A 26,374-nucleotide genomic window follows, 5' to 3' on the forward strand; every position below is an offset into this window, starting at 1 on the left:
AACTTTCATTGGGGTTACAGCCATCCCGGCTGCGCTTCCCTCTCGATCCCAACATGGAAAAGGCGCCCGGTCGGGGCGCCTTCGTCGTCAGGGCAGATGGCTTCCGTCAGACCGCCAGCTGGAAGTACTGGCTGCGTTGGCGGAGCCACCGGTCGATTTCATCGAGATGGGCGCGGCGGCCGACCTCGTCCTCGGCAAGCCCGGCACGCAGCTCGCCGACCTGCCGCAGCGCCATCGGCAAGGTCAGCCACGGCACCGCGGCCTCGGTGGTCAGGCGCTCGCGCAGCCAGGCCTGCTCCTTCTGCCAGGCGACCGGGGACATGTCCTGCGACGCCTCCAGCAGCATCAACCGATTTGCAAAGGCTTTCAGCCGCTCGTCTCGAAACTGTGCCGCAATGGCCGGGCGATCCTGCCAGGGCGAAGCGTGCCAGCGGGCGCTCAGCCGGGCATCCTCGGTTGAGAGGAATCCGCCACCGTAGAGGCTCGCCTCCGGATAGGGCGACGGCTCGCGATCGGCGAAGCGATTTGCCATTGCGGCAGCGAGGCTGGACCGGAATCCGGCGTGGTCGCGGACATATGCCGCCCGCTCGTGGTAGAGTACGTCATCGCGGAGGTCCGGCGGCAGGGCGTGGCAGCCCTGCGCATAGGCCAGCAGGATCGGCTGGGCATTGGTCCGCACTAGCCTGACCGGGCGCGGGCCTGGGCCGGAGAGGAGCTTTGCGATCTCCTCCGCGCTGCCGTTGAGATAGCTTGCCGGGTCGATGGTCAGGTCTACCGTCGCCCAGGAGGTCGCGACCGTCGGGTTCGGCGTGATGCCGACGATCGGGCTCAGCTTCGAGGCGCCGCCAAGGAGCAGGACTTCGCCGCCGGCGAGCATCCGGTTCGGGGTGGCCTTGTCGGCGTTGTCGAGCATCATCGCGACCGCTGCGGGCGCGACCTGGCGCAGGTGCCGGAACAGGGCGAGCGTCGCTCGCGTATCCGCCAGGGCGTCATGCGCCTCATCCTCGGCCAGCGCGATGCCGTTCGACCTGCAGATATCGCCGAGCTTGAAGCTCGGCTTGCCGATCGGGTTTATGGGCACGGTGATGGCCTGGGGCTCCAGCATTGCTACCGCCCTGACCATGGTCAACAGGTCGGCCCGGCGATGACCGCCAAGCTGGGTCGCGTACGGCGGCAAGAGATGCGTGAAGAACGCGTGCCGCAGCATCTCCTCGTCGAACCGGATCGTGTTGTAGCCGATCACGGTCGACGGCGCCCAGGCAGACAGCGCCTTTGCGATGGCGATGAGCATTTCCGTGCTCGACATCGGCGCCTGCTCGAGCTGAGCCGGGCCGATGCCGGTGGTGAACAGCGCGCCCGGCGCCGGCACGATATGGGCCGGAAGCCGGCAGCGCAGCGAGAGCTCGCTGAGCGGCTGGAGGTTGTCGTCGCAGTGGATCAGCGCCGCCTGAAGCGGTACGTTCCACTGCGGCGCCAGGCCGGAGGTTTCGAGGTCGTAGACGATATAGGACATGGCCGCCTCTCAGTGCCGGCTCGTCGTGGCGGCATCGATCGGCAGCTTTCTGAGATTGATGCCGAGCCTGCGCGCGTCGACATGCATGGCGGTCTCGACCATGACCGCCGCATGCGAGCGGCGCATCTCGTCCTCCTGGAAGATCATTGCCTCATAGGTCGTGATCTTGCGCTCGAGGTCCTCCTCACTCCGGGCCGGCGGCTCGGCGACCATGAATGCGAAGAAGCGGGCCTGAGCCCTCGCGCCTTCGGCAAGCTGCCGGCCGTTGAGGCCGCCGAATTCGGGATGGATCCGATCGCCTTCCTGCTCCAGCAGCATCGCATGGGCCGTCGAGAGCTGCCACAGCATGAAGTAGCGGGCGCCGTTGTTGCCCAGTTGCGCATAGGTGCGCTCGTATCGTCCCAGATCCGCGGCCGTCGGCCGTGCCTCGTCGTCGGCGGCAAAAGTCGCTCCATTCATCCTGCTCATCAAATCACCCGTGCTGGAATGACCCGGAACGGCGCGTCGGCTCAGATTCCCGGGGGTTCCCAGACATGGGTTCCGAAATTCGCCTGTCTCCTCCTATATGGACTGATCTAAAGCTGCGCGTTCGGCTCAAGCGAAGGCGCTAACCTGGCCCTTAGCTGACATCTGGAAGGTCTGCTTCCGGGCAGCGCGATGTGGCCGGCAAGCGCATCATCTCGAATGAGCAAGGCTTGGGAACCATATGATCCGATTTCCCTGCAGCCGAAGCAAAATTTTCGGCATCAGGAAAGTACGTAGATCGCGAAACGAAAATAATATTCGGCCTCGCCTTTGCGAGATAAATAAACAGGATTATTTTCTAATTATATGATAGATTATTTCACGGGAGGCTTTTCTTCCGCAAACCGGAAGGATTTTCCATGAAAATCCCCTCTCAAACCAAACCTACCATCTGGGGCGCCGTTGGCGGCGCTGTTGCCCTTGCCGTTCTCGGCTTCACCTGGGGTGGGTGGTCCACCGCTTCGTCGAGCGAACGTGTCGCGAAGCTCCGGGCTGAGAATGCCGTTGTCGCGGCCTTGTCCCCGATCTGCGTGAGCAACTTTCAAAAGCAACCCAATGCCGATGCCGCCCTCGCCGAGCTGAAGAAGATCAGTTCGTGGAGCCAGGGCGATTTCATCGCCAAGGGCGGCTGGGCCACGATGATCGGCAGCACGTCGCCGGACTCGGCCGTCGCCAAGGCCTGCGCCGAAACGCTTGGCATGTCCAAGACCTGAGACGATCGCAACGGCGACAGCCGTACGCAGCGACATCGTCCGTCGATCATGAGCCATTCCGCGTGAGCAGCGTGGAAATGGTGGCGCTCATGTCGCCGCCCTGCTCGGCAAGAGGAGTTTCATATGGCCAAGGGACAGATGCGCGGCAACCGAGAGGCCAAGAAGCCCAAGAAGAAAAAGGAAGCGGCGGCAGTGCCCGTATCGGCGAAGGGTCTGCCGGTAGCGCTCGAACTTGCGGGAAAGCCGAAGAAGAAGAGCTGACGTGAACATTCGTAGCCGGGAAACCACGGTCACGTTCAGGAAGCCCTTCAGATTGAGCGCGATCGACCATATGCAGCCTGCCGGCACCTACCGCGTTGTGGTCGACGAGGAGGAGATTCGAGCCACCTCGTTCCTCGCTTACCGCCAGATCGCCACCATGCTGCACACGCCGTCGTTGTCTTCGTCTGGCAGTTCCCAGGTGTTCACGGTGAGCCCGGGCGAACTGGCCAGCGCGTTGGAGGCTGATATCAGCGCTTAGAACGACCTCGCGAGGAGGCCACGCGACGGCCTTCGCTGATCCAGCATGCTGTCGCGGCGGCGCATTTGACGCCTCATCTGAGCTCTGGCGCGTTTCGAGGCTGCGTCGAGCGGCCCGATCGTTCGGAAAATTGCTTCAAAACCGGGAGTGCGGCTGACGCCCTTCTGACGCGTGCCAACCAGCCGACGCAACTCGCGATACGCGATTGCGTGCGCCGGCGCCCCCACGAACCGCCGCTGCCCAAGGCCGGCGCGCGACGATCCGTCGGTCGATTTCCGGCCGTACGAACCAGGAGCCCTATAATGGCGCTCGAACAAGCCTGCATCGAGATGTTTTCCAAGCCCTGGGGATCGACTGACCTGCTTCCCTGGAGCGGAACAGGGCATTCCAGCGTTCCAATTGGCGAACTCTGGTTCCAGCGCTGCGACAAGCATGGGCCGGAGCCAGCCTTGCTGCTCAAGCTTCTGTTCACGCAGGAAGCTTTGTCGATCCAGGTGCATCCGAACGATGCCGCCGCCCATGGGATGGGTCTGCCGCGCGGCAAGACCGAAGCCTGGTACATCCTGTCCGCGGCCTCTGACGCCACGGTCGGAGTGGGACTCAAGGCAGTCGTTCCCCCGGAGCAATTGCGGGCGGCCATTGCCGATGGCTCGATCGCCCAGCTTGTCGCCTGGCATAAGCCGCATGCGGGGGAGGTCATCGCCGTCCCGGCCGGGACGATCCACGCGATTGGCGCAGGTCTCGTGCTCGTCGAGATCCAGCAGCGCAGCGACACGACGTTCCGGCTTTTCGACCACGGCCGGGCCCGCGAACTGCACATCGAGCAAGGCGTTGCGGTCGCTGATGCAGGCCCCACCAAACGAACCATACCGCCGCGGCGCCTGAATGACGTCCGGACCGTGCTCGTCGCAAACCCTCATTTCGTTTTCGAACGGGTTGATCTGCCTGCCGGATCGGTCTGGGAGCTCGATGTCCGATGCGAGACTTGGGTGCTCGCCATCGCCGGCGATGCCACGATCGGCGCGCTCCAAATCGGCGTCGGTCAGGGCTGCTTCATCGAGGCTCAGAGCGCTCGCATCGTGCCGGGCGAAGCCGGCATGTCCTGCCTCGTCGCCTATGACGAGGCGGCACCCAGCCGGGATCTCCTGCGCCGTGTCGACGGCGACGACATGCCCCGGTTCCGCGAGACGGTTTCACCGCCGACCGGGCCGCCTCAGGCCGTTTTGAATTCGCCAGTCCCGTCCAAGGAGGCACGATCATGAGCCCGACCAAACGTATCGCCTTCATCGGCAACTCGCTGCCCCGACGCTGCGGGATCGCGACCTTCACCACCGATCTACAGCAGGCGATCGCATCCTCCGATGTCGACACCTCCATCGTCGCCATGAATGACCATGCCGAGAGCTACGATTATCCGTTTTCCGTGCACTGCCAGATTTCCGACCAGCGGCTCGAAGACTATGCGCGTGCCGCCGACTTCTTGAACGAGGGCCGCTTCGACGTCGTCTCCCTCCAGCACGAATTCGGTATCTTCGGTGGCGAGGCCGGGAGCCACATCATGGCGCTACTGTCGCGCCTGACCATGCCCGTGGTCACGACACTGCACACGCTCCTGGCCGAACCCGATGCTGCGCAGCGCGACGTTATGGAACGGATCGTCGATGCCTCGGCTCGCGTGGTCGTCATGGCGGAGAAGGGGCGCGACCTGTTGCGGACCGTCTATCGATTGCCGGCGGATAAGATCGAGGTGATCGCGCACGGCATTCCCGAATTTGCCTTTGTCGAGCCCGATGAAGCCAAGGAAAGGCTGGGCTTCGGCGGCCACTCCGTCATCCTGACTTTCGGCCTGCTGTCGCCCAACAAGGGCATCGAGGTGATGATCGACGCGATGCCTTCGATCCTGAGGCGCCGCCCCGATGCAATGTATGTCGTTCTGGGCGCGACGCATCCTCATCTCGTCCGTGAGCATGGCGAGGCCTATCGCGAAAGCCTGATGGCGCGTGTGCGCGAGCTCGGGGTCGAGGACCACGTCGTCTTCCTTGACCAGTTCGTCGATCAGGCGACGCTGCTCGGCTTCATCTCGATGTGCGATGTCTATGTCACGCCTTATCTTAACGAGGCGCAGATGACGTCGGGCACGTTGTCTTACAGTTTCGGGCTGGGCAAGGCCGTGGTTTCGACGCCCTATTGGCACGCCAGGGAATTGCTTGCGGACGGGCGCGGCATCCTGGTGCCGTTCGGCGATGTCGTCGCCATCGGTAACGAGATTGCAGGCTTGCTGACCGATGCGCCCAGGCGCCAGGCTATGAGGCTGCGCGCCTATGCGAGCAGCCGTTCGATGACTTGGGAGCGGACCGCGAAACGCTATCTCGCCACCTTCGAGACGGCCCGCCGCGGTCGTGTGCTGAGCGCTGTTGCGGGCTCAAGCCAGCCGAGGGCCCTGCCGACAACGGTCCCGCCGCCGGAGATGCAGACCGGCCACCTTCTGTCCATGTGCGACGATACCGGGTTGTTCCAGCATGCCGTCCATTCCGTGCCGGACCGCTCGCATGGCTATTGCGTTGATGACAATGCTCGCGCTCTGCTCCTGGCCTGTGCCCTGAACGGCACCGGCGAGTCGCGCCTGCCGGACGCGCTCGCGGCGCGCTTCGCCTCATTCGTGCAGCACGCCTGGAATCCCGATCGGCAGCGCTTCCGCAATTTCATGAGCTTCGATCGGCGCTGGCTCGAGGAAGCCGGGTCGGAAGACAGCCACGGGCGCACACTCTGGGCGTTGGGTGTCTGCGCGCGCGATGATGCGAGCGCTTCGCGGCGGCGATGGGCGGCAGCCCTGTTCGCCGAAGCCTTGACAGCCATCGAGCGTTTCAGTTCCCCGCGCGCCTGGGCCTTTGCCTTGCTGGGCCTCGATGCCCATTGCACCACGGCGGCTGCCACCTCGCTCCGTACGCTTCTCGCCGACCGCCTGCTTGGCCTCCTCGCAGCGGCCGAAACGCCGGACTGGGTCTGGTTCGAGGACGGGCTCTCTTATGATAACGCGCGCCTGCCCCAAGCGCTGATCGCGACGGGGCTCGCGATAAAGGTGCCGGCCTATGTCGAGGCCGGGCTGCGCTCGCTGCGTTGGCTCACGCATCTCCAGACGACGCGGGCAGGCCTGTTCAGGCCGGTCGGCTCGGAGAGCTTTGGCGACAGGCGCAGCACGCCGAAGGCTTTCGACCAGCAGCCGCTGGAAGCGACGGCGGCGATTTCGGCCTGCCTCGCAGCCTGGCGCGCCGATGGCAATCCGCAATGGCGTAACGAAGCTGCGCGCGCTTTCGCCTGGTTCCTGGGCGACAATGACCTCTCCACGCCCCTGGTCGACCTGGATACCGGGGCCTGCCGCGACGGCCTCCATCGCGATCGGCCAAATGAGAACCGCGGCGGTGAATCCGTCGTATCGTACCTGCTCAGCCTCGCCGAGATTCGCCAGCTTGCCCGCGTCAGCGGGGATCGCCCGAAACTAACGCCACTTCGTATCTTGCACGCCTGAGCTTTCGGCGACCTTGCTCAAAACAGATCGGCGGACATCTTGTCCCAGCCCAGTTTCCTGAACCGGCAGACCCTGTACCTGCATCCCGACCCCTCCCGGGTCGTCGTGCGTCGGTTCGGCCCCGCGGGCGAGCCACGGGATTTCATTCCCGCCGAGAAGGCGAAGGCGAACCACATCGTCGACCGGGTTCTGTCGCTCGCCCCGGAGGAGGCGACGAACCTGCTTGCCGAGGTGCTGGAGAATTTCAACGGCCGGCACCGCAACCTGCTGGAGCGGTTCGAGACGCGTGCCGATGAGATGGAGGATGCCTTCGCCGCTCACGGCGCCTTCACCAAGGTCCAGCGCCAGCTGGTCGGGGCCTATTTCCTGCACGAGTATTCGTTCGAGGCGGCAGCGCTCTTCAACCCGAGCATTGTCGCGCATCCCGACCAGTCCGATGCTCCAGCCGGCGGGCTTCGCTTCATCCTCAGCGTTCGCGCGGTTGGCGAGGGGCACATCTCGTCCCTGACATTCCGCTCCGGATCGATCGCGGCCGGTGGTGGCGTCAGCATCGACCCAACCTCGCGCCTGGCGACGATCGCCACCCTGCACAACCGGATGGCGCGGCTCGATGGCGAGGACGTCGAGGTCGTCTTCGCGGCCGACAGCGACATCAGCGAGCGGGTGATCTTTCCCGTGACCGCGTCGCAGTCGAACGGCATCGAGGACGCGCGCTTCGTCGCGTTCGAGGAGGATGACGGCACCGTCTATCGTGCTACCTATACGGCCTATAACGGCCGGTCGATCCGCTCGGAGCTGATCGAGACCCGCGACTTCCTGTCGTTCCGGCTGTCTCCGCTGCGAGGCTCCGCCGCCGTGAACAAGGGCATGGCGTTGTTCCCGCGCAAGCTGGGCGGTCGCTACGCGATGATCTCCCGGCAGGACAATGAAAACCTCTACCTGATCTATTCGGACGACCTCCTGAGCTGGAACGGCGGCGTCGCGATCCTGAAGCCGCAATACCCGTGGGAGTTCGTGCAGATCGGCACCTGCGGCTCGCCGATCGAGCTCGACGAGGGCTGGCTGCTCCTGATCCACGGCGTCGGGGCGGTGCGAAAATACACGATCGGTGCGGTCCTGCTCGACAAGGCGGACCCTTCGAAAGCGCTGGGGCGCCTGCGCCAGCCTTTCGTCCAGCCCGAGTCCTCGGAACGGGAGGGCTACGTACCGAACGTCGTCTACACCTGCGGCGCGATACGCCACAGCGACATGATCGTCCTGCCATATGCGGTCTCGGACACCTTCTGCCATTTCGCCACGGTGAAGGTCGCAGCACTGCTGGAAGCGATGGAGCCGGGCTGCGCAATCACAAATGCGCCCGACAAAGACAAGCGGCTTTCCGCCGGACAGCCCGCTCTCGAAAGCGAAAAGCCATGACCGAACGTCCCATCAAGGTCGGCGACACCGTGCGCCTGTCGTTCGGCTTCGCCGATCGCTCTGGAGAGGGCGATTACGAGATTATTCGCGTGATGCCGGCGCGGGAGAGCGGTGAGCGTCATTATCGGGTTCGAGGCATCGACGGCCGCGAAAGGGCGATCGGGCACGACCAGATCATCGTTTCAAAAGCAAAGGCTAAATCGCCGGTACCCGGCTCTAGGGGATGATCCGGAGCGAGACCGGGCGGAGCGGCGGCTGTAGCCGCCCATCAGGAGGAAAGCAGAATGACCGAGCACTCAAAATCCCGGACCCAGGCGGAGGCTGCGTTCCTGAAGACGCAGACTCAATCGCTGTCGCGGAATCGCCTTCTGTCGGAGACTGAAAGCCTCAACCAGGAGCGCGACGCGAAGACGGCCCGGCTGAAGGAACAGCGGCTGCGCAAGGAGGCTGACGAGCGCTCAGATCGCGCGACGATCCCGTCGAAGAATCTACCGTGAAGCCGCTGGGCTCGCAGCGCGGCATGGTGGTATCGCGATCGTCGATCGTCAGCCGGAGCAGACCTGACTCCCGCTAAGCGGCTTGGTTGTTCAACAGGCGACGATAGTGATCGGCCTGCTGATAGAAGCGCTCGGCTTCAACTTTGTCGCCGATCATTTCCGACCCGCGTGCGAGGGTGAGCGTTCGCTCGTATCTGGCTTGAAGGTCGGGCGCTCGCGGTGCCTCGACCCGGCCACCTCGATTCTGAGGGCGTCGCTCGCGATGATTCAGATTCATGGTTCTTCTCCCCCTCAACCCAGGATCTCAGCGACGATCTCACGCAATTCAGCGCGCGAGAGACCGCCGGAAACGGGTTTGCAGATCGGCGAGGGGCGCGGAGACAAAGGTGCTGGCGCTGCCTTACCGATACCGTGTTCTTTTTTGTTCTTGTCGATGGTTTTGTTCATGTGAATCCCATAGCGCGCGGCTCGGCCACGCGACGTGTCAAACGGCCGGCATCATGCCGGCAGCGGATGCCGCAAAGCGGCGAGCGATGTCGAAAGAGAAAAGAAGTCGGGCAAACCGCGATTTCGCGATGCCAGATAAACGACTCCGTCGATCGTTTATTACTGGACGATCATTGTGGCCGTTTGACGTCCCTGTGATACCAAGTCGAACGGCAACGCGCTTCGGAGCAATCCAGCGACAAAGCTGACGCCGCTCGATCCACGATCTTCGTTCAAGCGACTTGATCGAACTCCGGTAACGGGCGCCCCACGACTGCCATATACTGGTCTGTCCAGTCGGTAACGGCGAGTTCAACCGCTATGCCACCTTCGCATTGAAGGAGAATTTTGTAGGAAAACTCGCTCGGATCGACAAATTCCGTATCGCAAATCAGATATCCGACCCAATGATGCTCCTGATGCGTGCCAAACTGATATTTGGCGGGCAGCCTTCGGCCACTGCGTAAAGCGACCGAGCCGGTTCCGTTGAGCATGGTTTGTGTCTCCGCTTGGTGGCGTCAGTGGCGCCACGACGGTCATTTCCAGAAGCGGTATGGAGACAACTGTAGCTGAACTGAGCGCTCTTTCGATGCGCGTCGCAAGTCACGTTTTAGGTATTGTGAGCTTCTGATTTTGCTGAAGGCGTCAGAGATTCAGCGAAATTTGCAGAATTATTTTACAACGCAAAAAAACGAAGCTTAAATCAAGTTTCGGTGAGTGCGTTTTACAAAAAACGCCGCGACGCCGTGCCAATAACTTGGCTGGTCGCCCGTATCACGACGTCACGTCCGATTTGCGTAGGGAGGTACATCGACGAGCGTCCCGATGAGGCGGAGCAAGGACTGTTGCTCGGGACGGTCCGACTTTCCTGAGACGAGGAAGGCTCCCAATTCGATATGCGACAGCTGGCCACCTCCCGGACCATTCGGTTGATGGATCACGAATGCTGAACCGCTCGTCGGCTCCCGCCCCAGAAACCAGCAGTCGCCGGTGGGACTGCGATATAGCTCTCGCCGTTCGCTCATGATGTCGCGCGCTCCTGCGATTGACGATGGCCGGACAAAGGCGAAGTCGCCATGTGAGGCAGGCCGAAACCCACCTGCCGCCCGCGCTGATCCGCTACGCGCGGCCGATAGCCTCCCGGCCCTTGCTAGCGGAAGGCGTCGGCCGAGAGCCGATGATAGCCCCCGCGCTTCTTCAGATAGGCGGAGCGAGCGGCCTGCAATATGGCTGAGCGATTGAGGTCGAATGCGACAAGGAACGAACCCTCGCTTCCGTCGATGACAGCGGGGCTTAAAGTCCGCAGAACGTCGAGCTCGATCTGGAACATGACTTCCAATGACGCTTCAGAGCCCCAGAAGCTTACGCAGCCCCGGCCAGGTTCGTAACGCCGGATCGAGTTGGGAAAGTCGATGCTCATGACCGGTGCCCCCCGCCAAGACGCACCAGCTCAGCCTGATAGGCCTCGACATGGCGCCGCTTCCGCTTCTTTCGTAGCCAGATGCCAACGGGAAACGCGATCAGCGAGCCGACAACAACCAACGACAAGTGGGGTATCAGCGGCAGGTCATAGAACCTGCCCGCTCCCCACATGCCGACGCTGAAGAGCGCCATGCCGATCATTCCATAGATCAGGGCCGAGGCCTCCGGCGCTGGAGCATAGCCTGCGGCTGCAAGCCGAGCCTTTTCCAGATGCGGTTCCATGGAAGGCATCATTTCAGCACGAGGGCGAAGACCAGTGCGAACGCGGCGATGAGGCCACCATGCGCGATCCAAACCAGATAGCGGTCTGCGGCCCAAACGCGATAAATGAACCAGTGGCCGGAAATATTTGTCATGGCCGGGCTCCGTTTTGCCCACATCGGGGCGCCTCGCGCAAATTCCCTGAAGTAAATTCCCGATGCGTTTCGAGATTGATTTAAAATGGTGTGCGTAAGATGGCTTTACAAGGCAAGGAGCTATGTAGTTTCATATTATTTCGAATCTGGCGATTATAATCGTATTTCATGAGTGTTAGATCGATTTTTTGATCGAACACTGTCACTTGATGTCTCAAATTGTCATGCGGGCTGGTGGCGAGCGCCGCCGGCAAAGATGGGCTCCAACTGAAGATCACTCCGTAGAATGCGGATGTCCGTATCGACCACAGCTCACGCAGCCGGCGCTATCGCGTACGCCCGAAACACAGCCCCATAGAAGCAGCCGGAAGCCACGAGGACGAAGCCGTGCCAGATCGCATTCTGGAACGGCAGGCTTTCCCAGATATGGAAGATGACGCCGATCGAATAGAGGATGCCGCCTGCGACGATCAGCCAGAGGGTCATCGCAGGCAGGAGGCTGACACTCTCCCAGATCAGGAGCCCGCTCCACCCGATCAAGAGATAGAGTGCAATCGACAGCCGGTCGAACCGGCCGGGCAAAGCCACTTTAATCGCGACGCCGACAGTGGCTGCTAGCCACACGATGGCGAGAAGAGCCTGGGCGACAATGCTCGCGCTCAGCTTCATCAGGAATGGGGTGTAGGTGCCGGCTATCAGCACGTAGATCGCCGAATGGTCGAAACGCCGGATGAACCATTTGTGCGGTGAGATCGGCCACATGTTGTAGGTGGCCGAGACGATCAGAACTGCGAGGAGCGCGGCGCCATAGATCGAAACGGGAAGCAGGTCGAACAGCGGCGCGCTGTTGGCGACCTGGACGATCAACGTCGCGACGGCCCCCAGCCCCAGGACAACACCGAGGACATGGATCACGCCGTCAGCCCAGAGCTCGGCGCGCTTGAAGACGAAGCGTCCTACGACGGGAACGTTCACAGCGTTTCCTAACGTGTCGGCGGGTAGAGTTGGTTTGGCACCTACCGCGAGCCTGTGTCATCTCAATGTCGGCGTGCGAGAGCGCGTTCTCCCGGATGTCCGCGGCGATGGGTCTGAAGAAGAAGTAGAACTTTTTTGAGACCGGCATCAGTGGGAGTAATTCGCCGAGGCCCACCCGAATGTCTGCTTGCGGGCCGACACTCAATGTCCGGAAGTGGCGCAAGCCTACCGTGCAATAGCTTAGTAATTCGGCCGATCAAAAGGGCTTGCTGGCCTGAGAACAACGCAAGCATGCGCGGCCTCAAGCAGGGAAGGCATTATCTCAACCCGCAGTTAGTATGCGACCTGCCGATACATACTCAGCTTTCCTCCCCACTCCTTCTTGTAGAGCTCGATCTTCGAAATGCGGCCGTGCTGGTCGGCGTCGCAAACGAAGAAGTAGGTGGACTTGTCAACGAGTAGGTCGGGGTTCAACGGCTTATCGTGCTCGTCCCATCGCCGAGCCCAGCCTTCGTTCTGCGTCGCCAGGACCAAGCGATAAACACCCGAGGCCTCACTCACCCGAATTTCACGCACGAGCTTAAAGGTATGCGCAGGTGCGTCGTCTAACGCCTTCGCGGAATCGGCACACGCCTTGAACGTCGAGGGCTGAACTGCTCCGTATTTTTCGGACGCCGCTACGATTGTAGGCTCAAGGTTGCGCAGCCGCTCGGTCGGAATCCAGAAATCGAGCTTCGGCGGTTCGCTTGACGCGTTTGCACGTGCAACCCGGCTCTTCTCGGATCTCGCGTCGACATCGTGAGCTCGTTGAGTGTCAATTAGGAAGCTGTAGTCGACGCTCCTGGCCTGCCCCCTGAAAAGTGGTCCTCCGTGAAGTAGGCTTTTTGAGCCTTGGAGGATGCCGCTATGGCGCAGAAGAAGCATAAGCCTGAAGAGATCGTCGCGAAGCTGCGGCAGGTCGACGTGTTGTTGTCGCAAGGTCGGCCGGTTGCCGAGGCGATCCGCACGCTCGGAGTGACGGCCTTCACCTATTATCGTTGGCGCAAGGAGTTCGGCGGCCTGAAGAGCGACCAGGTGAAGCGCTTGAAGGACCTCGAGAAGGAGAACGAGCGGTTGCGCAAGGCTGTCTCGGACCTGACGCTTGAGAAGCTGATCCTGGCCGAGGCTGCCCGGGGAAACTTCTGAGCCCCGCCCGGCGTCGTCGCTGTGTCGAGCATGTCGTGTTGAAGCTCCGGGTTTCGGAGCGACTGGCGTGCCGGGTCCTGGGGCAGCATCGTTCGACGCAGCGAAAGCAGCCGACCGGTCGATCCGACGGTCTTCGTGAACGTGACCACCGACATGGCGATCACACGCGAAGAGGTCTTCGGCCCCGTGGTCACGATCCAGGGTTACGAGGATGAGGACGAGGCGATCCGCCTCGCGAACGATACGGATCTCGGCCTCAGCGGGAGCATCTACGGCCGGGATGTGGAGCGCGCCTATGCGCTCGCTTGCCGGGTTCGAACCGGCCAGGTCGGCATCAATGGCGTCGAACTCGCGCCCTCCGTGCCGTTCGGTGGCCGCAAGTTCTCCGGCATCGGGCGCGAGGGCGGGCCGGAAGGCCTCGAGGGCTTCCTCGAGACCAAGGCCGTCTTCATGCCGGTGCCGGCCTGAGAACGCGCGGTCCAGAGGTACCTGAGGAACAACCCATGAAAAGAATGTCCAGGATCAAGACGATCTTTGTTGCCCTGGCGGTGACGGCGTTCGCCGCGGTTCCCTGCGCCTGGGACAGCCGCGACATCCACGATGCCTCGTGGCTCCCGGCGATCGTCTCCCTGCTGACCGGCACCGCGAATTGAGTTGTTGGCCGCAGAACGAAAGCCGGGCGTCGGCAAGCCGACACCCGGCGCTCATCGAGCCGAACGGTCGAACGGCCTGGCCGGGTGGCCGGCCCCGGATCATCGTCAGACGAGGTTCAGCTCGACATTGATGTTGCCCCTGGTGGCCTTCGAATAGGGGCAGGTCTGGTGCGCTTCGTCGACGAGGTTGCGCGCCAGCTCCGGGGCGAGGCCGGGGAGGCTGACATTGAGACGCGCCTGCAGGAAATAGGCGCCGTCGGTCATGCCGAGATCGACTTCGGTATCGACGGCGAGATCCGGCGGCAGGGCGAGCTTGCGCTTCGCGGCGGCGATGCCGATCGCGCCGATGAAACAGGCTGACCACCCGGCAGCGAAGAGCTGCTCGGGATTGGTCCCGGCGGCCGAACTGCCCGGAGGCGACAGCTTGATGTCGAGCCGGCCATCGGAACTGCGGGAGGCGCCGTCACGCCCTCCCGTCGTATGGGTCTTGCCGGTGTAGAGGACTTTCTCGATCTCGGTCATGGAGCGCTCCATCCTTGGCGCCGCAACAGGCAGCGGCTTGCGGCAGAGCCATTCCCAAGCCGACATGTCCGGCATGTTTGCGGAATGCACCGATACGCAAGGAAGCGTCCGTTTTCCGGGGCCGGATACATTGGCATACGATGACGCCCACCCTTCGCGAAGGCCGCCGTGAGGGCCCCCGCAGCAGGGAGCCGGGGCCGATTGTATCCTTGCGTATTCGGAGACCGCGATCCTACGCGGGCTTTCAATTCCGGCGCCCTGCGACACAGCCCGGATACAGCCGACAGGCTTCCTTTCCCCGCATTCAAGCAAAAGGGAACAGGGCCATGTCAGAGCAGATCGACCACCCGCGGCGGAGCTTCCTCGGCACCATGGCGCTCGGCACCGTCCTTGCGCAGTTCGGCACGATCGGCGCGGCCAGCGCCCAGACCCGCGCTTCCGTCCCAACGCCGGGCAGCGCCGGGCAGGGCGTCCATGCCTCCTTCGCTGCCGAGAAGCGGATCGAGGCCGGCGCGCTCGATGTCGGCTATGCCGAGGCCGGTCCGGCGGACGGGCCGCCGGTGCTGCTGCTGCATGGCTGGCCCTACGACATCCACAGCTATGTCGAGGTCGCGCCCCTTCTGGCGAAGGCCGGCTACCGGGTGATCGTGCCCCATCTGCGCGGCTATGGCTCGACCCGCTTCCTTTCGGCCGATACGCCGCGGAACGGCCAGCAGGCCGCGCTCGGAACCGATGTCATCGCGTTGATGGATGCGCTGAAGATCGAGAAGGCCGTCATCGCCGGCTATGACTGGGGCGCCCGGACCGCCAACATCGTCGCCGCGCTCTGGCCGGAACGCTGCAAGGCGATGGTCTCGGTCAGCGGCTACCTGATCGGCAGCCAGGAGGCGAACACGGCGCCGCTGCCGCCCAAGGCCGAGTTGCAGTGGTGGTACCAGTACTACTTCGCCACCGCGCGGGGAGAGGCCGGTTATGGCAAGTACACGCATGATTTCGCCCGCCTGATCTGGGAGCTGGCCTCGCCGAAATGGAAGCTTGACGACGCGACCTTCGCGCGTTCGGCCGCCTCGCTCGACAATCCAGACCATGTCGCCATTTCGATCCACAACTATCGCTGGCGCCTCGGCCTGGCGCAGGGCGAGGCGAAATATGACGAGATCGAGCGCAAGCTCGCGGCCTTCCCGAGCATCGGCGTGCCGACCGTCACCATCGAGGGCGACGCCAATGGCGCGCCTCATCCCGAGCCGGCCGCCTACAGGAAGCGCTTCACCGGCCGATACGAGCATCGGCTCTTCAAGGGCGGCATCGGCCACAACCCGCCGCAGGAGGCGCCACGGGAATTCGCCCAGGCGGTGATCGACGCCGACCGGCTCTGACGGTGGGAAGGGAGTTCTCCGATGAAAGCCCTTTCCGCGCTGCCCTATGCCGGCGCCGCGCTCGCCATGGCCGTCATCGGCGCCGTCTCCATCGCCAGAGGCGACGGGGACGGCAAGCCCGCCTCGCCGATCTACAGAGTCACGATACCCGACGGATACCGCAAATGGGAGCTGGTCGCGCCGGCGCTGGAGCATGAACCTCTCAACGAGCTTCGTGCCGTCGTCGGCAACCAGACGGCGATCGATGCCTACCGTGCCGGGGCGCTGCCCTTTCCGGACGGCACGGTGCTCGTGAAGCTCGCATGGAAGCACATCCAGTCGCCCGAGTTCGAATCCGCCCTCGTCCCCGGGGCCGCCACGACCGTGCAGGTGATGGTCAAGGATTCGCGGAAATACGCCGCCAGCGGCGGCTGGGGTTTCGGGCGCTTCATCGACGGCAAGCCGGTGGACGAGGCCCAGCACGAGACCTGCTTCGCCTGCCATGAATCGCGGGTGAAGGCGCGGGACTACGTCTTCACAAAATTCGCACCCTAGGTTGGAGCGAGGGCACGCCGCGCGGGGCGCCAGCTCGTTGGAGCGATGCCGGCCACGGCACGATCATCCGTGTGGCGCCCAAGCCGTCAGCTCCATTCGGCGGTTTCCCGTAATCCGGCGTCGGACGTGAATCGGGGGCCTCGGAGGACGAGCGGCATCGCGAACTCAAAGCCGTCATGAATCCAAATGGAGGATTCCGATCGATGACGATGCAAAGAACCTGGCTGGTCACCGGCACATCGCGGGGTCTTGGAAAAAGGATTGCCGAAGCGGTCCTGGAAGCTGGCGAAAACCTGGTCGCGACCGCACGTGACAGAGCCCAACTGAACGACCTGGTCGTGAAACATGGCAGCAGAATCAGGGCGGCTTCTCTTGATGTCACCGACGCGAAAGGCGCTCGTGATGCGGTGCAGGCGGCGGTTGAATCTTTCGGCCGCCTCGATGTGCTGGTCAACAACGCTGGCTATGCCGATGTCGCCTCTATCGAGGACATGACGGATGAGGCGTTTCGTGCCCAGATCGAGGCTAATTTCTTCGGTGTCGTTCACCTGACCAAAGCAGCGCTCCCCATCATGCGTGCTCGGGGTTCAGGTCATATCATTCAGGTTTCCTCGGTTGGGGGACGCGTCGGCGGCGCCGGACTGGGAGCCTACCAGGCTGCCAAATGGGCCGTCGGCGGCTTTTCGGAAGTCCTCGCGAAGGAGGTGGCCGGCTTCGGCATCAAGGTCACGGTGCTGGAACCGGGCGGCATGCGAACGAATTGGGCCGGTTCGTCGATGGCGACGCTCCATACCAGCGACGCTTACAGGCCCTTAATCGAACCCGTAATCGCTCGTTTACGCGGAGCGGATGGCAATCAACCGGGCGATCCGGAACGGGTCGCACAGGTCCTGATGGACGTCGTGGCGATGAGGGAGCCGCCCTTGCGCCTCCTGCTCGGGCGTGATGCTGTCGCCGTCGCCAGGATGGCGGCCGAGAATCTCGCTGAATCGGATGCAAGATGGCGGTCTCTCAGCGAGTCGATCTCGTATCCCGCATGATGCTCCGTAGGCGGCGAGGCACCCGGCCGTGGATCTTCAGCCATCCCGGCTGAAGATCCACGCGGAAAGGCCAACGTCCCGGCCTTGGTCAACCGAAGGTGAAGGCGAAAGCCTCGGCGCCTGCGTCGAGGAAGCGGAGCTCGAAGATGTGTTCCCCGATGTCGCCGGCCTGGCGGACGAGCTGGTAGAGCCGCGTCTCGGAGATCGTGCCGTTGCCTTCGGCATCGATGTCGGCGCCGTGGCTCGTGCCGGGCGCCACGCCGTCGATGGTGACGCGGAAGCGGACCGGCCTGCCCGCCGGGCCGGGACCCAGCACCAGATGCAGGTCCCTCGCGCTGAAGCGGAAGGCGATCCCGCCCTCCGGCTGATCGAGGACAGTGCTCTCGGCGCCGACCGTCCATCGGCCCGCGAGCCCCCATTGATTGAGCCGCAGCGTCCGCAGGCTGTAGTCGCGCGGCCGGTCGCCCGCGACACTCTCAGGCGAGGCGAAGCCGGAGGCCTTCCCATAGCCGAGATAGGTCTCGCCCGAGCGCGCGGGCCGGGCCGGATCCATCGGCGCCTGGGCGCCCTGCGCGCTCGGGACAACGGCCCCATCGGCGGCTCCGCGGCTGCCGGTCGCTTCCGCGAGGAGGTCCTGGATCACCCGCTCCGACTGCTTCTCGTCGCCCTCGCCGAAATGGCTGTGCCGGATCCGGCCCCGGGCATCGACGACATAGAGCGCCGGCCAGTAGCTGTTGCGGAAGGCGCGCCAGATCCTGAAGTCATTGTCGACCACGACCGGATAGGTGATGCCGAAACGCGCGATCGCCTGTCGGATGTTGCCGACATTCTTCTCGAAGGCGAATTCCGGGGTGTGGACGCCCACCACGACCAGCCCCTGGTCCTTGTACTTTTCCGCCCAGGCGCGGACGTAAGGCAGGGTGCGGATGCAGTTGATGCAGGAATAGGTCCAGAAATTGACCAGCACGACCTTGCCGCGCAGCTCCTCGGCCTTCAGCGGCCCGGAGTTGAGCCAGGTCACGGCGCCCTCGAAACCCGGGGCTGCTCCGCGATCCGGCAGCGGGCTGCGGTAGGGCTCGGCCGAAGCGCCGGCCGGGCGGAGCCCGCCATTCTCGGCGAGGCGCTGAGCGGCCGCTGTCGCGCCGTCGCCACCAAGTCCTGCCAGCAGCCTCTGCTCGATACCGGTGGTGCCGGCGAAGGACAGCCGCGTCAGAAGACCGGTATCGAGCCCGAGACCGATCGCCAGCACGCTCGCGAGCACCGCGACTCCGGCGCCTTGCCGGATCCGCTCGCCGACGCCGAGCGAACGCTTCATCGCCGTGAAGACCCGGCCGCCGGCCAGGACGGCCAGGGCGAGGGAGGTCGCCGCGCCGGCGGCATAGGCGGCCAGGAGCAGGGCCGTCCCGGCATCGGCACCGTGCAGCGCCGCGCCCGTCAGGACGAGCCCCAGGATCGGCCCCGCGCAGGGCGCCCAGAGCAGACCGATCGCAATGCCGAGCACCAACGAGCCGCCGATCGAGGGCGCCCCGGCCTCGGCGCCGCTCGCGAGCCGGTTGCCGAGCGCCACGATCGGACGGGTGAAGAAGGCCGCGGCGCGCGGCGAGACGAGGGTCATGCCGAACAGTGCGAGCAGCGCCAGCGCCGTCCAGCGACCGATCTCGTTGGCCTGCACGGCCCGGCTGCCGCCGATCGCGGCGAGGCTCGCGACGGCGGAGAAGGAGAGCGCCATGCCGATCAGCATCGGCAGGATGCCGCGCGCGAAGGGCTGCCCGGCCCGCGCGAAGACGAAGGGCAGGACCGGAACAATGCAGGGGCTGACGATGGTCAGCACGCCGGCCAGATAGAAGATGACGAACAGGATCATGGCGGTTCCTCGCGAGGGCGACGGAAGCCACCTGCCGGGTGGCCTCCATCGGATGCACGCCATTCGATCTCTCCGACGTATCTCCCATGTTTTCCCTGCGGGCCGCTCTGTAACGCTGTGTAGGAGGGGCCGGCTGCGAGGATCGGCACCACCCCCGACGCCTAGTTGGAGACGGCCCGGGCGGCCTCGACGATCAGCTCGGCGACCTCTGCGGGCTTCGAGGCATAGACGGCGTGGCTCGCAGCGACCTCGCGGACCTTGCTGCCCGCGCGGCGAGCCATCTCGCGTTCGAGCTCCGGGTTGATCGACCGATCATGGCTCGCAATGAGCGCCCAGCTCGGCTTGCTCTTCCAGGCGGGATCGCCGGCCTCGGCGGTAAATGCCGCCTTCGCCGCGAAGACCTGCGAGCGGGCCAGGAATGCCGCCCCGGCCTTGGGGAGATCGGCCGCGAAGGCGGCCGGGAAGGCCTTCGGATCGAGATAGAGATAGCCGTCCGCGGTTGCCTTGATCGCATCCGGCGGCGCGTTCGGAACCGGCTTGCGGCCGGCGAGCGTGCCCAGGCTCTCGCCCTTCTCCGGCTGAAACGCCGCGACATAGACCAGCCCCGCCACGCTGGCGTCATGGCCGGCCTCGGTGACGACCATGCCGCCATAGCTGTGTCCGACGAGGATCGCCGGGCCGTCCTGGAGCGCCAGCACGCGCCGGGTCGCCGCCACATCGTCCTGCAGGGAGGTCAGCGGCTCCTGCACGATCGTGACCTTGTAGCCCTTCGCGGTCAGGCGGTCGGACACCTTGCGCCAACCCGAGCCGTCGGCGAAGGCGCCGTGGACGATGACGATGTTGCGCACGCTCGCAGCCTGCGCCCCGGACCAGGCTCCGGCCAGGGACAGCAAGACTCCGCCGAGGGCGATCGAAACAATACGCGTGTGCATCGGAGCTTCCTTCCTGCTCGTTCCATGATGGGGATGCCGTGCAAGCGGGCCGAGCCGTCGCGGCCCTCATGCTGCTCCGCACCGTGCCGGAAGACGGCGGGGCGTTCGACGGGAAGATTGTCCGCGTCCGTGTCGGGCCGGGCGCGTGATACACGAGGCTACAAATCTCTCGCGGAACGCCGGATCGAGACAGCCCGGCCTCTGCTATGGCTCGGGAAACGAAAGCGGGAAGCCCTGCCGATGGACCACATCGACCACGTGCTCGTCGTCGACGACGATCGGGAGATCCGGGATCTCGTATCGAGCTATCTGAAGAAGAACGGCCTGCGGGTGACGACGGCAGCCGACGGACGGCAGATGCGCGCCTTCCTTGAGGCGGACCGGGTCGATCTCATCGTCCTCGACGTGATGATGCCGGGCGATGACGGCCTCGTGCTGTGCCGCGAGCTGCGGGCCGGGAAGCACAAGGCGACGCCGGTGCTGATGCTGACCGCCCGGACCGACGACACCGACCGGATCGTCGGGCTGGAGATGGGCGCCGACGACTATCTGGCGAAGCCCTTCGTCGCCCGCGAGCTGCTGGCGCGGATCAAGGCGGTGCTGCGCCGCACGCGGATGATGCCGCCGAACCTGCAGGTCACCGAGGCCGGCCAGTTGCTCGCCTTCGGGGATTGGCAGCTCGATACCGTCGCGCGCCACCTGCTCGACGGAGACGGCACCGCGGTGGCGCTGAGCGGCGCCGAATACCGCCTGCTGCGGGTCTTCCTCGATCATCCGCAGCGCGTGCTCTCGCGCGACCAGCTCCTGAATCTCACGCAGGGGCGCGAGGCCGAGCTGTTCGACCGCTCGATCGACCTGCTCGTCAGCCGTGTCCGCCAGCGCCTGCGCGACGATGCACGCGAGCCGGCCTATATCAAGACCGTTCGCAGCGAGGGCTATGTCCTCGCCATGCCGGTCGAGATCGTCACGGCCCGGCCATGAGCTTCGCCATCCGGATGCGCAGGTTCCTGCATCTGCCGCGCACCCTGCGCTCCCGCCTGTTCCTGATCCTGTTCGCCGGCCTCGCGGCGGCGCATATCCTGTCCTTCGCCGTGCTGTTCTACGAGCGCACCGTGAGCGCCAAGGCGACGATGTACACGACGCTGGAGAACGACGTCGCCACCTCGATCGCGCTGCTCGACCGCCTTCCGCCGCAGGAGCGCCCGCAATGGCTGTCCATGCTGGGCCGGCGGACCTATCGCTACGAGCTCGGGACGGGCCTGCCCGGCGTGCCGGAGCTGAGCCCGCGGGCGGCGGAGGTCGCGCAGACCATCAACCTCGCAGCCGGGCGGCGCTTTCCGGTCAAGGTCGAGAGCATTCCCGGAGAGCGCGAGCATCTCCAGGCCCATGTCACGCTCAGCGACGGCTCGCCCGTGACGATCGACGTCTTGCCGGCCTTGATGCCGCTCGCGACCTGGCTCCCCTATATGCTCGCCGCCCAGCTCGCCCTGCTCGTGCTCTGCACCTGGCTGGCGGTGCGGCTCGCGATCAGGCCGCTGCGACGCTTTGCCAATGCAGCCGAAACCCTCGATCCGAGCCGCAAGGCCATACGGCTCGAGGAGACAGGCCCGGCCGAGGTCGCCCATGCGGCGACGGCCTTCAACGCCATGCGGGACCGTATCGCGCATTATCTGCAGGAGCGCGTCCAGATCCTCGCCGCGATCTCCCACGACCTGCAGACGCCGATCACGCGCATGAAGCTGCGCGCGGAGATGGCCGAAGACGGTCCGGAAAAGGACAGGCTGATCAACGACCTCTCCGAGATCGAGCGACTGGTCCGCGAAGGCGTCGCCTATGCGAAGAGCGCCCATGGCGATACCGAGAAGCCGACGCGCATCGATATCGCCTCCTTCGTGGAGAGCATCGCCTTCGACTACCAGGATACCGGCAAGGCGGTGGCTGTTCCGGGCGCGATCCAGGGCATCGTCGTTACGCGGCCCCATGCCCTGCGGCGCATCCTGACCAATCTGATCGACAACGCGCTGAAATTCGCCGGCGCCGCCGAGATCCATGTCGACAAGGCGCCCGACGGCCGGCTCCGGATCACCGTTCTCGATCGCGGCCCCGGCATTCCGGCGGATCAGCTCGAAGCCGTCCTCCAGCCCTTCTACCGCGTCGAGCAGTCGCGCAGCCGCGACACCGGCGGAACCGGCCTCGGCCTCGCCATCGCCCAGCAGCTCTCGGCCGCGATCGGCGGCTCGCTTCGCCTGGCGAACCGGCCGGGAGGCGGCCTGGCCGCCGAAGTGACGCTGGGCTGAAACGGGCGGCGAGAAGCCTGTCTCAGCCGGTTCGGAAGGGCCGAAGCAAATGCCGCGGCATGATTTTGCCGCCGGTGGCTTGCGTTGCTCGTCAGCGCAGCGAACGGAACGCGGCCCGCACCTCCTGCGTGAAAAGCTCGGGCTGTTCCCAGGCCGCGAAATGCCCGCCATTCCCGGCCTCGCTGAAGTAGACGAGGTTCTTGTAGCAGCGCTGCGCCCAGCTCTTCGGCGCTCGATAAATCTCGCCGGGAAAGACCGTGACGGCAACGGGCAGTTCGGGAATCTCGACCGCGTTGAAGTTGTTGGAGTGGTCCTCCCAATAGATGCGGGCGGCCGAGGCGCCTGTCCCCGTCAACCAGTAGAGCGAGATGTCGTCGAGCATCTCGTCCTTCGTCAGTACTTTCTCGGGGTCGCCGCCGCTATAGGTCCAGGTAGCGAGCTTCTCGTAGATCCAGGCGGCGAGGCCGAGCGGCGAATCGACCAGCGAATAGCCGATGGTCTGGGGCCGTGTGACCATCATCGCGGCATAGGCCGAACTGTCCTTGTAGAAGGTATCGAGCGCATCGAACGCCCTGCGCTCGTCAGGCGACAGCTCTTCCGGGGCCGGACCGCCGGCCGCGAGGACCGCCGCGATCTCCTTCGGCACCGTGCCCGGCATGTTGACATGGATGCCGATCAGCCCGGGCACCTTCTGGAGCGCCATGCGATGGGAGATCACCGAGCCGCAATCCCCGCCCTGCGAAACATAGCGCTCATAGCCGAGCCGCCGCATCAGCACCGACCAGGCCCGCCCGATATGGTCGGATCCCCAGCCTGCCGTCGCCGGCTTGCCTGAGAAGCCGAAGCCCGGAATCGACGGCACCACCAGATGGAAGGCATCCGCGGCCGAGCCGCCATGATTTGTCGGATCGACGAGGGGGCCGACGACCTTCATGAACTCCAGGATCGAGCCCGGCCAGCCATGGGTCATGATCATCGGCAGGGCACTGGCATGCGGCGAGCGCAGATGGATGAAATGAATGTCCAGGCCGTCGATCTCGGTCACGAACATCGGCAGCGCATTGAGTTTCGCCTCGACCTTGCGCCAGTCATACCCGTCCGCCCAGTAGTCGACGAGCGGCTGCAGCCGCGCGAGCCGAACGCCCTGCGAGGCGTCCGAAACCGTCTCCCGCTCGGGCCAGCGCGCCGTGGCGAGGCGCAGCTTGAGATTGGTGACGGCCGCTTCGGGAATGGCGACCTTGAAGGGTCGGATGCCGCTCGGGGCGCCTTCCGCATGAAGGGCGGCGGGCATCAGGCCGACAGCCGTCGCCGCCGCGGCCGATGCGAGCAGGCGCCGCCGGGTGAGATCGAGTGCATCGCGTGACATGGGTAGGCTCCGTTTCAGGGCAGCCAGGATCGACCACCGACGGCGCATGTCTTGCTAGGCTGGGATGTGCCGGATGTTTCCGTCCCGGGCGTGATTTGTATCAGCACGTAGGTACGACGCCGGGCTGGAGACGGTTTCCGTCGCGCGCGTGGCTCAGCGCCCGAATGGAGGCTCGGGACGCGTCGTCCCGAAGGCGGCGACGAAGACCCTCCAGCGGCGCTCGAACAGGTCCTGCCGCTCCGCGTCCTCGACGGCCGCGGCACCGAGCCGGACGCGGTTATTGGCGCCTTCGAGAAGATCGACGAGCACGTCGCAGACCGCCTGGGGATCGCCGGGCTGCAGCGCCCCCGCCATCTGCGCCGCAGCAATCGCAGCGGCGAGCGGCTGCAAGGCGCTCTGCGACCACGCCGCCAAGCGCTCGCGCAGCGGCGCGGACAAGGCGGCCTCGGCACTGACCGAGAGATAGAACGCCGCATAGTCGCGCGATGAGCCGATCTCGACATAGCGCATCGCCATCCGGCGCAGCGCATTCAGGGCCCCGGACCCGTCCTTCGCCGCCGAGACCAGAGCGGTGCGGAAATCGCCGAGATCCCGCTCGACCACCGCCTCGAGCAGCGCCGCCTTGTTCGGAAAGCGCCGATAGATCGTGTGCTTTGAGACGCCGAGGCTGAGCGCGATCTCGTCGAGCGACGCGTTGGCGACGCCGCTGCGGCAGAAGGCCAGGCGCGCACCCTCGAGAATATGCCTATCGAGCATCGCCGTCTGCTCTCGTGTCGGCCGCCCACCCGGCTTTCGCATGAATGTCCCCGTGCCTTGATCTCGCATAAACAGCACGGAACCGTTGCGTTTCAAGTCCTCGAATGATAACGGCACGTTATCGTGCTGTTAATGCCGGACATCTGCTCGCATGCCATCGATCACCCTTTCAGGCCTTGCCTGGTCGACACCAGAGGGGCGCAGTGTCTTCGCCGGCCTCGATCTCGGTTTCGGCCGGGAGCGCGTCGGCCTCGTCGGACGCAACGGCATCGGCAAATCGACCCTGCTGAAACTCATCATGGGCGAATTGCGACCGCTGGCCGGGACGGTCGTCGTGAGCGGCACGCTCGGCGTCATGCGGCAGGCTGTTCAGAACGAACCGCATGAGACGATCGCCGATCTCCTCGGCGTCCGGGACGCCCTTTCGACCCTTTGCCGTGCGGAAGCCGGCGACGCCACGGTCGCGGAACTGGCGGAGGCCGACTGGACGCTGGAGGGGCGGATCGCGGCGGCGCTCGCCCGCCTCGGCCTGGATGCAGACCCGAATGTGAAACTGTCGGAGCTCTCGGGCGGACAGCGAACGCGAGCCGGTCTCGCGGCCGCGACCTTCCGGGGCCCCGACTTCCTCCTGCTGGACGAGCCGACCAACAATCTCGACCGGGCCGGACGCGAGGCGGTGATCTCCCTGCTCGCCGGCTGGCGCGCCGGCGCCATCGTGGTCAGCCATGATCGCGAACTGCTCGGCCGGATGGACGCCATCGTCGAGATGACCTCGCTCGGCGCCGCGCGCTACGGCGGCAACTGGGAGGCCTATCATGCACGCAAGGCGATCGAGCTGGAGGCGGCCGAGCACGACCTCACCGATGCGCGGAAGCAGGTCGCCGAGACCGAGCGCAAGGCCCGGCTCGCATCAGAACGGCAGGACCGGCGCGATGGCGCCGGAGCCCGGAAAGGCACCCGGGGCGATCTCCCGCGAATCCTGCTCGGTGCCCGCAAGAACGCTGCCGAAACGAGCCGGGGCGATGGTGCGCGGCGCGCCGAACGGCAGCGCAGCGAGGCGCGGCAGGCCGAGGTGGAAGCCAGGGCGCGTGTCGAGGTCCTGCAGCGCCTGTCGATCGTGCTGCCACCCACAGGACTTTCGCCGCATCGGCAGGTGCTGAAGCTCGATGCGGTCACGGCTGGCTATAGCGACGATATCCCGCCGATCCGCGACCTTTCCTTTTTTATGTCCGGGCCGGGCCGTCTCGCGGTCGTCGGGCCGAACGGCTCCGGCAAGACGACCCTGCTGAAGCTGATCGCCGGGGAAATGGCCCCCATCGCCGGCGCCGTCTCCGTCTTCGTCGCCCTCGCGATGCTCGACCAGAGCGTGAGCATCCTCGATCCGCGGACCTCCATCCTGAACAATTTCAAGCGGCTGAACCCCGGCTCGGACGAGAACGCCTGCCGTGCCGCGCTTGCCGGCTTCCTGTTCCGGGCAGATGCCGCCCTCCAGATCGCCGGCACGCTCAGCGGCGGTCAGATGCTCCGGGCCGGGCTCGCCTGTGTCCTGGGCGGGCCCCGCCCGCCCGCGCTGCTGCTGCTCGACGAGCCAACCAACCATCTCGACATCGCCTCGGTCGAGGCGATCGAGGCAGGGCTTGCCGCCTATGACGGTGCGCTCGTCGCCGTGAGCCACGATGAGCGGTTCCTGATGAATATCGGCATCAATCAGCAGGTCGAGCTGGCCGGTCCGCGCCAAAAGTTGGCCTAGGTAAATCGCCAACGTCTGCTTTGCGGGGGCCTCTCAACGTCAGGTCATGGCGCATGTCGCCAGAACCAGCGTCCGACGATCCTGCCCGAA

General features: G+C 64.9%; 31 protein-coding genes and 1 pseudogene. 17 read left to right on the plus strand and 15 right to left on the minus strand.

Annotated features, from left to right (window positions below):
- Positions 1-106: 106 nt before the first annotated feature.
- Both CE453_RS10145 and CE453_RS10150 read right to left on the minus strand, forming a co-directional pair.
- Positions 107-1,513 carry an exonuclease domain-containing protein gene (locus CE453_RS10145; protein ID WP_089174479.1) on the minus strand — a complete coding sequence of 469 codons (1,407 nt, stop codon included), beginning with the start codon at positions 1,511-1,513 and terminating at the stop codon, positions 107-109.
- Between the two features lie 9 nt (positions 1,514-1,522).
- Positions 1,523-1,981, minus strand: coding sequence for a hypothetical protein (locus tag CE453_RS10150; RefSeq protein ID WP_157732977.1), 459 nt, complete (start codon positions 1,979-1,981; stop codon positions 1,523-1,525).
- A 416-nt stretch (positions 1,982-2,397) separates the two neighbouring features.
- On the opposite strand from CE453_RS10150, the gene CE453_RS10155 reads away from it, so the two are divergent.
- The 8 genes from CE453_RS10155 (at position 2,398) to CE453_RS10185 (ending at position 8,710) form a co-directional block, all read left to right on the plus strand.
- Positions 2,398-2,751: a hypothetical protein gene (locus CE453_RS10155; protein ID WP_089174481.1), complete on the plus strand. Its 354-nt coding sequence runs from the start codon at positions 2,398-2,400 to the stop codon at positions 2,749-2,751.
- A 123-nt stretch (positions 2,752-2,874) separates the two neighbouring features.
- Positions 2,875-3,012 carry a hypothetical protein gene (locus CE453_RS28930; protein ID WP_198302308.1) on the plus strand — a complete coding sequence of 46 codons (138 nt, stop codon included), beginning with the start codon at positions 2,875-2,877 and terminating at the stop codon, positions 3,010-3,012.
- A 1-nt stretch (position 3,013) separates the two neighbouring features.
- Positions 3,014-3,271 (plus strand): hypothetical protein, encoded by a 258-nt coding sequence (locus tag CE453_RS10160; RefSeq protein WP_089174482.1) that lies wholly within the window; start codon positions 3,014-3,016, stop codon positions 3,269-3,271.
- A 302-nt stretch (positions 3,272-3,573) separates the two neighbouring features.
- Positions 3,574-4,533, plus strand: a complete 960-nt coding sequence (locus CE453_RS10165) for a class I mannose-6-phosphate isomerase (RefSeq protein ID WP_198302309.1) — start codon at positions 3,574-3,576, stop codon at positions 4,531-4,533.
- On the plus strand, positions 4,530-6,797 hold the full coding sequence (locus tag CE453_RS10170) for a glycosyltransferase family 4 protein (protein WP_089174483.1): 2,268 nt from the start codon (positions 4,530-4,532) through the stop codon (positions 6,795-6,797). Before CE453_RS10165 ends, CE453_RS10170 begins: the two co-directional genes overlap by 4 nt.
- Positions 6,798-6,836: 39 nt before the next feature.
- A complete protein-coding gene (locus CE453_RS10175; protein WP_089174484.1) occupies positions 6,837-8,213 on the plus strand; it encodes a glycoside hydrolase family 130 protein in 1,377 nt (458 codons plus the stop codon).
- The gene (locus tag CE453_RS10180; RefSeq protein WP_089174485.1) at positions 8,210-8,440 is read left to right on the plus strand and encodes a hypothetical protein; all 231 of its coding nucleotides are present in this window, start codon (positions 8,210-8,212) and stop codon (positions 8,438-8,440) included. The genes CE453_RS10175 and CE453_RS10180 overlap by 4 nt, the downstream gene beginning before the upstream one ends.
- 57 nt (positions 8,441-8,497) lie before the next feature.
- On the plus strand, positions 8,498-8,710 hold the full coding sequence (locus CE453_RS10185; RefSeq protein ID WP_089174486.1) for a hypothetical protein: 213 nt from the start codon (positions 8,498-8,500) through the stop codon (positions 8,708-8,710).
- Between the two features lie 73 nt (positions 8,711-8,783).
- Here the strand turns inward: CE453_RS10185 and CE453_RS10190 are convergent, their stop codons facing one another.
- The 8 genes from CE453_RS10190 to CE453_RS28515 all read right to left on the minus strand — a co-directional run bounded on the left by CE453_RS10190 (position 8,784) and on the right by CE453_RS28515 (position 12,933).
- Positions 8,784-9,005, minus strand: coding sequence for a DUF4167 domain-containing protein (locus tag CE453_RS10190; protein ID WP_349236643.1), 222 nt, complete (start codon positions 9,003-9,005; stop codon positions 8,784-8,786).
- Positions 9,002-9,157: a hypothetical protein gene (locus CE453_RS28510; RefSeq protein ID WP_157732978.1), complete on the minus strand. Its 156-nt coding sequence runs from the start codon at positions 9,155-9,157 to the stop codon at positions 9,002-9,004. The genes CE453_RS10190 and CE453_RS28510 overlap by 4 nt, the downstream gene beginning before the upstream one ends.
- A 272-nt stretch (positions 9,158-9,429) precedes the next feature.
- Positions 9,430-9,690, minus strand: coding sequence for a hypothetical protein (locus tag CE453_RS10195; protein WP_089174488.1), 261 nt, complete (start codon positions 9,688-9,690; stop codon positions 9,430-9,432).
- 656 nt (positions 9,691-10,346) lie between these two features.
- Positions 10,347-10,616, minus strand: coding sequence for a DUF1488 family protein (locus CE453_RS10205; RefSeq protein WP_089174490.1), 270 nt, complete (start codon positions 10,614-10,616; stop codon positions 10,347-10,349).
- Entirely contained in the window at positions 10,613-10,900 is a 288-nt protein-coding gene (locus CE453_RS10210) for a hypothetical protein (RefSeq protein ID WP_089174491.1), read from the minus strand. Before CE453_RS10210 ends, CE453_RS10205 begins: the two co-directional genes overlap by 4 nt.
- An 8-nt stretch (positions 10,901-10,908) precedes the next feature.
- Positions 10,909-11,034 (minus strand): hypothetical protein, encoded by a 126-nt coding sequence (locus tag CE453_RS29450; RefSeq protein ID WP_282568778.1) that lies wholly within the window; start codon positions 11,032-11,034, stop codon positions 10,909-10,911.
- A 312-nt stretch (positions 11,035-11,346) separates the two neighbouring features.
- Positions 11,347-12,009 carry a PAQR family membrane homeostasis protein TrhA gene (gene trhA, locus CE453_RS10215; RefSeq protein ID WP_089174492.1) on the minus strand — a complete coding sequence of 221 codons (663 nt, stop codon included), beginning with the start codon at positions 12,007-12,009 and terminating at the stop codon, positions 11,347-11,349.
- A gap of 333 nt (positions 12,010-12,342) precedes the next feature.
- Complete coding sequence (locus CE453_RS28515; RefSeq protein WP_157732979.1) at positions 12,343-12,933, minus strand: hypothetical protein; 591 nt, start codon at positions 12,931-12,933, stop codon at positions 12,343-12,345.
- Here CE453_RS28515 and CE453_RS10225 point away from each other — a divergent pair.
- The 3 genes and pseudogenes from CE453_RS10225 to CE453_RS28520 form a co-directional block, all read left to right on the plus strand.
- A pseudogene (locus CE453_RS10225) lies at positions 12,916-13,322 on the plus strand (transposase); the annotation flags it as partial. The gene CE453_RS28515 and the pseudogene CE453_RS10225 sit on opposite strands and share 18 nt — an antisense overlap.
- A gap of 7 nt (positions 13,323-13,329) precedes the next feature.
- Positions 13,330-13,662 (plus strand): aldehyde dehydrogenase family protein, encoded by a 333-nt coding sequence (locus tag CE453_RS10230; RefSeq protein ID WP_248308020.1) that lies wholly within the window; start codon positions 13,330-13,332, stop codon positions 13,660-13,662.
- Positions 13,663-13,706: 44 nt separating this feature from the next.
- Entirely contained in the window at positions 13,707-13,847 is a 141-nt protein-coding gene (locus tag CE453_RS28520) for a hypothetical protein (protein WP_157732980.1), read from the plus strand.
- Between the two features lie 105 nt (positions 13,848-13,952).
- On the opposite strand, the gene CE453_RS10235 is transcribed toward CE453_RS28520, so the two are convergent.
- Positions 13,953-14,369 carry an organic hydroperoxide resistance protein gene (locus tag CE453_RS10235; protein ID WP_089177815.1) on the minus strand — a complete coding sequence of 139 codons (417 nt, stop codon included), beginning with the start codon at positions 14,367-14,369 and terminating at the stop codon, positions 13,953-13,955.
- Positions 14,370-14,695: 326 nt separating this feature from the next.
- On the opposite strand from CE453_RS10235, the gene CE453_RS10240 reads away from it, so the two are divergent.
- The 3 genes from CE453_RS10240 to CE453_RS10250 all read left to right on the plus strand — a co-directional run bounded on the left by CE453_RS10240 (position 14,696) and on the right by CE453_RS10250 (position 17,319).
- Positions 14,696-15,745, plus strand: coding sequence for an alpha/beta fold hydrolase (locus CE453_RS10240; RefSeq protein ID WP_089174495.1), 1,050 nt, complete (start codon positions 14,696-14,698; stop codon positions 15,743-15,745).
- 66 nt (positions 15,746-15,811) lie between these two features.
- Positions 15,812-16,279, plus strand: coding sequence for a cytochrome P460 family protein (locus tag CE453_RS10245; protein WP_248308107.1), 468 nt, complete (start codon positions 15,812-15,814; stop codon positions 16,277-16,279).
- Between the two features lie 203 nt (positions 16,280-16,482).
- Complete coding sequence (locus CE453_RS10250) at positions 16,483-17,319, plus strand: oxidoreductase (RefSeq protein ID WP_248308021.1); 837 nt, start codon at positions 16,483-16,485, stop codon at positions 17,317-17,319.
- An 88-nt stretch (positions 17,320-17,407) separates the two neighbouring features.
- Here CE453_RS10250 and CE453_RS10255 read toward each other — a convergent pair whose 3' ends face one another.
- Both CE453_RS10255 and CE453_RS10260 read right to left on the minus strand, forming a co-directional pair.
- The gene (locus tag CE453_RS10255; RefSeq protein ID WP_089174497.1) at positions 17,408-19,183 is read right to left on the minus strand and encodes a cytochrome c biogenesis protein DipZ; all 1,776 of its coding nucleotides are present in this window, start codon (positions 19,181-19,183) and stop codon (positions 17,408-17,410) included.
- A 161-nt stretch (positions 19,184-19,344) separates the two neighbouring features.
- Positions 19,345-20,115: an alpha/beta fold hydrolase gene (locus tag CE453_RS10260; protein WP_089174498.1), complete on the minus strand. Its 771-nt coding sequence runs from the start codon at positions 20,113-20,115 to the stop codon at positions 19,345-19,347.
- Positions 20,116-20,355: 240 nt separating this feature from the next.
- Between CE453_RS10260 and CE453_RS10265 the strand changes: the two genes are divergently transcribed.
- The gene (locus CE453_RS10265) at positions 20,356-21,096 is read left to right on the plus strand and encodes a response regulator (protein WP_089174499.1); all 741 of its coding nucleotides are present in this window, start codon (positions 20,356-20,358) and stop codon (positions 21,094-21,096) included.
- Positions 21,093-22,412 (plus strand): sensor histidine kinase, encoded by a 1,320-nt coding sequence (locus CE453_RS10270; RefSeq protein ID WP_089174500.1) that lies wholly within the window; start codon positions 21,093-21,095, stop codon positions 22,410-22,412. Before CE453_RS10265 ends, CE453_RS10270 begins: the two co-directional genes overlap by 4 nt.
- A gap of 91 nt (positions 22,413-22,503) precedes the next feature.
- Here CE453_RS10270 and CE453_RS10275 read toward each other — a convergent pair whose 3' ends face one another.
- Both CE453_RS10275 and CE453_RS10280 read right to left on the minus strand, forming a co-directional pair.
- Complete coding sequence (locus CE453_RS10275; protein ID WP_089174501.1) at positions 22,504-23,778, minus strand: epoxide hydrolase family protein; 1,275 nt, start codon at positions 23,776-23,778, stop codon at positions 22,504-22,506.
- Positions 23,779-23,931: 153 nt separating this feature from the next.
- A complete protein-coding gene (locus CE453_RS10280) occupies positions 23,932-24,534 on the minus strand; it encodes a TetR/AcrR family transcriptional regulator (RefSeq protein ID WP_248308022.1) in 603 nt (200 codons plus the stop codon).
- 151 nt (positions 24,535-24,685) lie between these two features.
- Between CE453_RS10280 and CE453_RS10285 the strand changes: the two genes are divergently transcribed.
- Positions 24,686-26,284, plus strand: a complete 1,599-nt coding sequence (locus CE453_RS10285; RefSeq protein WP_089174503.1) for an ABC-F family ATP-binding cassette domain-containing protein — start codon at positions 24,686-24,688, stop codon at positions 26,282-26,284.
- The last annotated feature ends 90 nt before the right edge of the window (positions 26,285-26,374 follow it).

Source organism: Bosea sp. AS-1 (assembly GCF_002220095.1).
Lineage (GTDB): Bacteria > Pseudomonadota > Alphaproteobacteria > Rhizobiales > Beijerinckiaceae > Allobosea.

Bases quoted from the DNA above. Each gene is read 5' to 3' on its own strand.
- CE453_RS10260 (WP_089174498.1), bottom strand. From the start codon at position 20,115: ATGCACACGCGTATTGTTTCGATCGCCCTCGGCGGAGTCTTGCTGTCC.
- CE453_RS10270 (WP_089174500.1), top strand. From the start codon at position 21,093: ATGAGCTTCGCCATCCGGATGCGCAGGTTCCTGCATCTGCCGCGCACC.
- CE453_RS10180 (WP_089174485.1), top strand. From the start codon at position 8,210: ATGACCGAACGTCCCATCAAGGTCGGCGACACCGTGCGCCTGTCGTTC.
- CE453_RS10280 (WP_248308022.1), bottom strand. From the start codon at position 24,534: ATGCTCGATAGGCATATTCTCGAGGGTGCGCGCCTGGCCTTCTGCCGC.
- CE453_RS10150 (WP_157732977.1), bottom strand. From the start codon at position 1,981: ATGAGCAGGATGAATGGAGCGACTTTTGCCGCCGACGACGAGGCACGG.
- CE453_RS10185 (WP_089174486.1), top strand. From the start codon at position 8,498: ATGACCGAGCACTCAAAATCCCGGACCCAGGCGGAGGCTGCGTTCCTG.
- CE453_RS10145 (WP_089174479.1), bottom strand. From the start codon at position 1,513: ATGTCCTATATCGTCTACGACCTCGAAACCTCCGGCCTGGCGCCGCAG.
- CE453_RS10210 (WP_089174491.1), bottom strand. From the start codon at position 10,900: ATGGAACCGCATCTGGAAAAGGCTCGGCTTGCAGCCGCAGGCTATGCT.
- CE453_RS28520 (WP_157732980.1), top strand. From the start codon at position 13,707: ATGTCCAGGATCAAGACGATCTTTGTTGCCCTGGCGGTGACGGCGTTC.
- CE453_RS10205 (WP_089174490.1), bottom strand. From the start codon at position 10,616: ATGAGCATCGACTTTCCCAACTCGATCCGGCGTTACGAACCTGGCCGG.
- CE453_RS29450 (WP_282568778.1), bottom strand. From the start codon at position 11,034: ATGACAAATATTTCCGGCCACTGGTTCATTTATCGCGTTTGGGCCGCA.
- CE453_RS10195 (WP_089174488.1), bottom strand. From the start codon at position 9,690: ATGCTCAACGGAACCGGCTCGGTCGCTTTACGCAGTGGCCGAAGGCTG.
- CE453_RS10275 (WP_089174501.1), bottom strand. From the start codon at position 23,778: ATGTCACGCGATGCACTCGATCTCACCCGGCGGCGCCTGCTCGCATCG.
- CE453_RS10155 (WP_089174481.1), top strand. From the start codon at position 2,398: ATGAAAATCCCCTCTCAAACCAAACCTACCATCTGGGGCGCCGTTGGC.
- CE453_RS10265 (WP_089174499.1), top strand. From the start codon at position 20,356: ATGGACCACATCGACCACGTGCTCGTCGTCGACGACGATCGGGAGATC.
- CE453_RS10235 (WP_089177815.1), bottom strand. From the start codon at position 14,369: ATGACCGAGATCGAGAAAGTCCTCTACACCGGCAAGACCCATACGACG.
- CE453_RS10165 (WP_198302309.1), top strand. From the start codon at position 3,574: ATGGCGCTCGAACAAGCCTGCATCGAGATGTTTTCCAAGCCCTGGGGA.
- CE453_RS10170 (WP_089174483.1), top strand. From the start codon at position 4,530: ATGAGCCCGACCAAACGTATCGCCTTCATCGGCAACTCGCTGCCCCGA.
- CE453_RS28930 (WP_198302308.1), top strand. From the start codon at position 2,875: ATGGCCAAGGGACAGATGCGCGGCAACCGAGAGGCCAAGAAGCCCAAG.
- CE453_RS28515 (WP_157732979.1), bottom strand. From the start codon at position 12,933: ATGCTTCTTCTGCGCCATAGCGGCATCCTCCAAGGCTCAAAAAGCCTA.
- CE453_RS10250 (WP_248308021.1), top strand. From the start codon at position 16,483: ATGACGATGCAAAGAACCTGGCTGGTCACCGGCACATCGCGGGGTCTT.
- CE453_RS28510 (WP_157732978.1), bottom strand. From the start codon at position 9,157: ATGAACAAAACCATCGACAAGAACAAAAAAGAACACGGTATCGGTAAG.
- CE453_RS10240 (WP_089174495.1), top strand. From the start codon at position 14,696: ATGTCAGAGCAGATCGACCACCCGCGGCGGAGCTTCCTCGGCACCATG.
- CE453_RS10255 (WP_089174497.1), bottom strand. From the start codon at position 19,183: ATGATCCTGTTCGTCATCTTCTATCTGGCCGGCGTGCTGACCATCGTC.
- CE453_RS10245 (WP_248308107.1), top strand. From the start codon at position 15,812: ATGGCCGTCATCGGCGCCGTCTCCATCGCCAGAGGCGACGGGGACGGC.
- CE453_RS10285 (WP_089174503.1), top strand. From the start codon at position 24,686: ATGCCATCGATCACCCTTTCAGGCCTTGCCTGGTCGACACCAGAGGGG.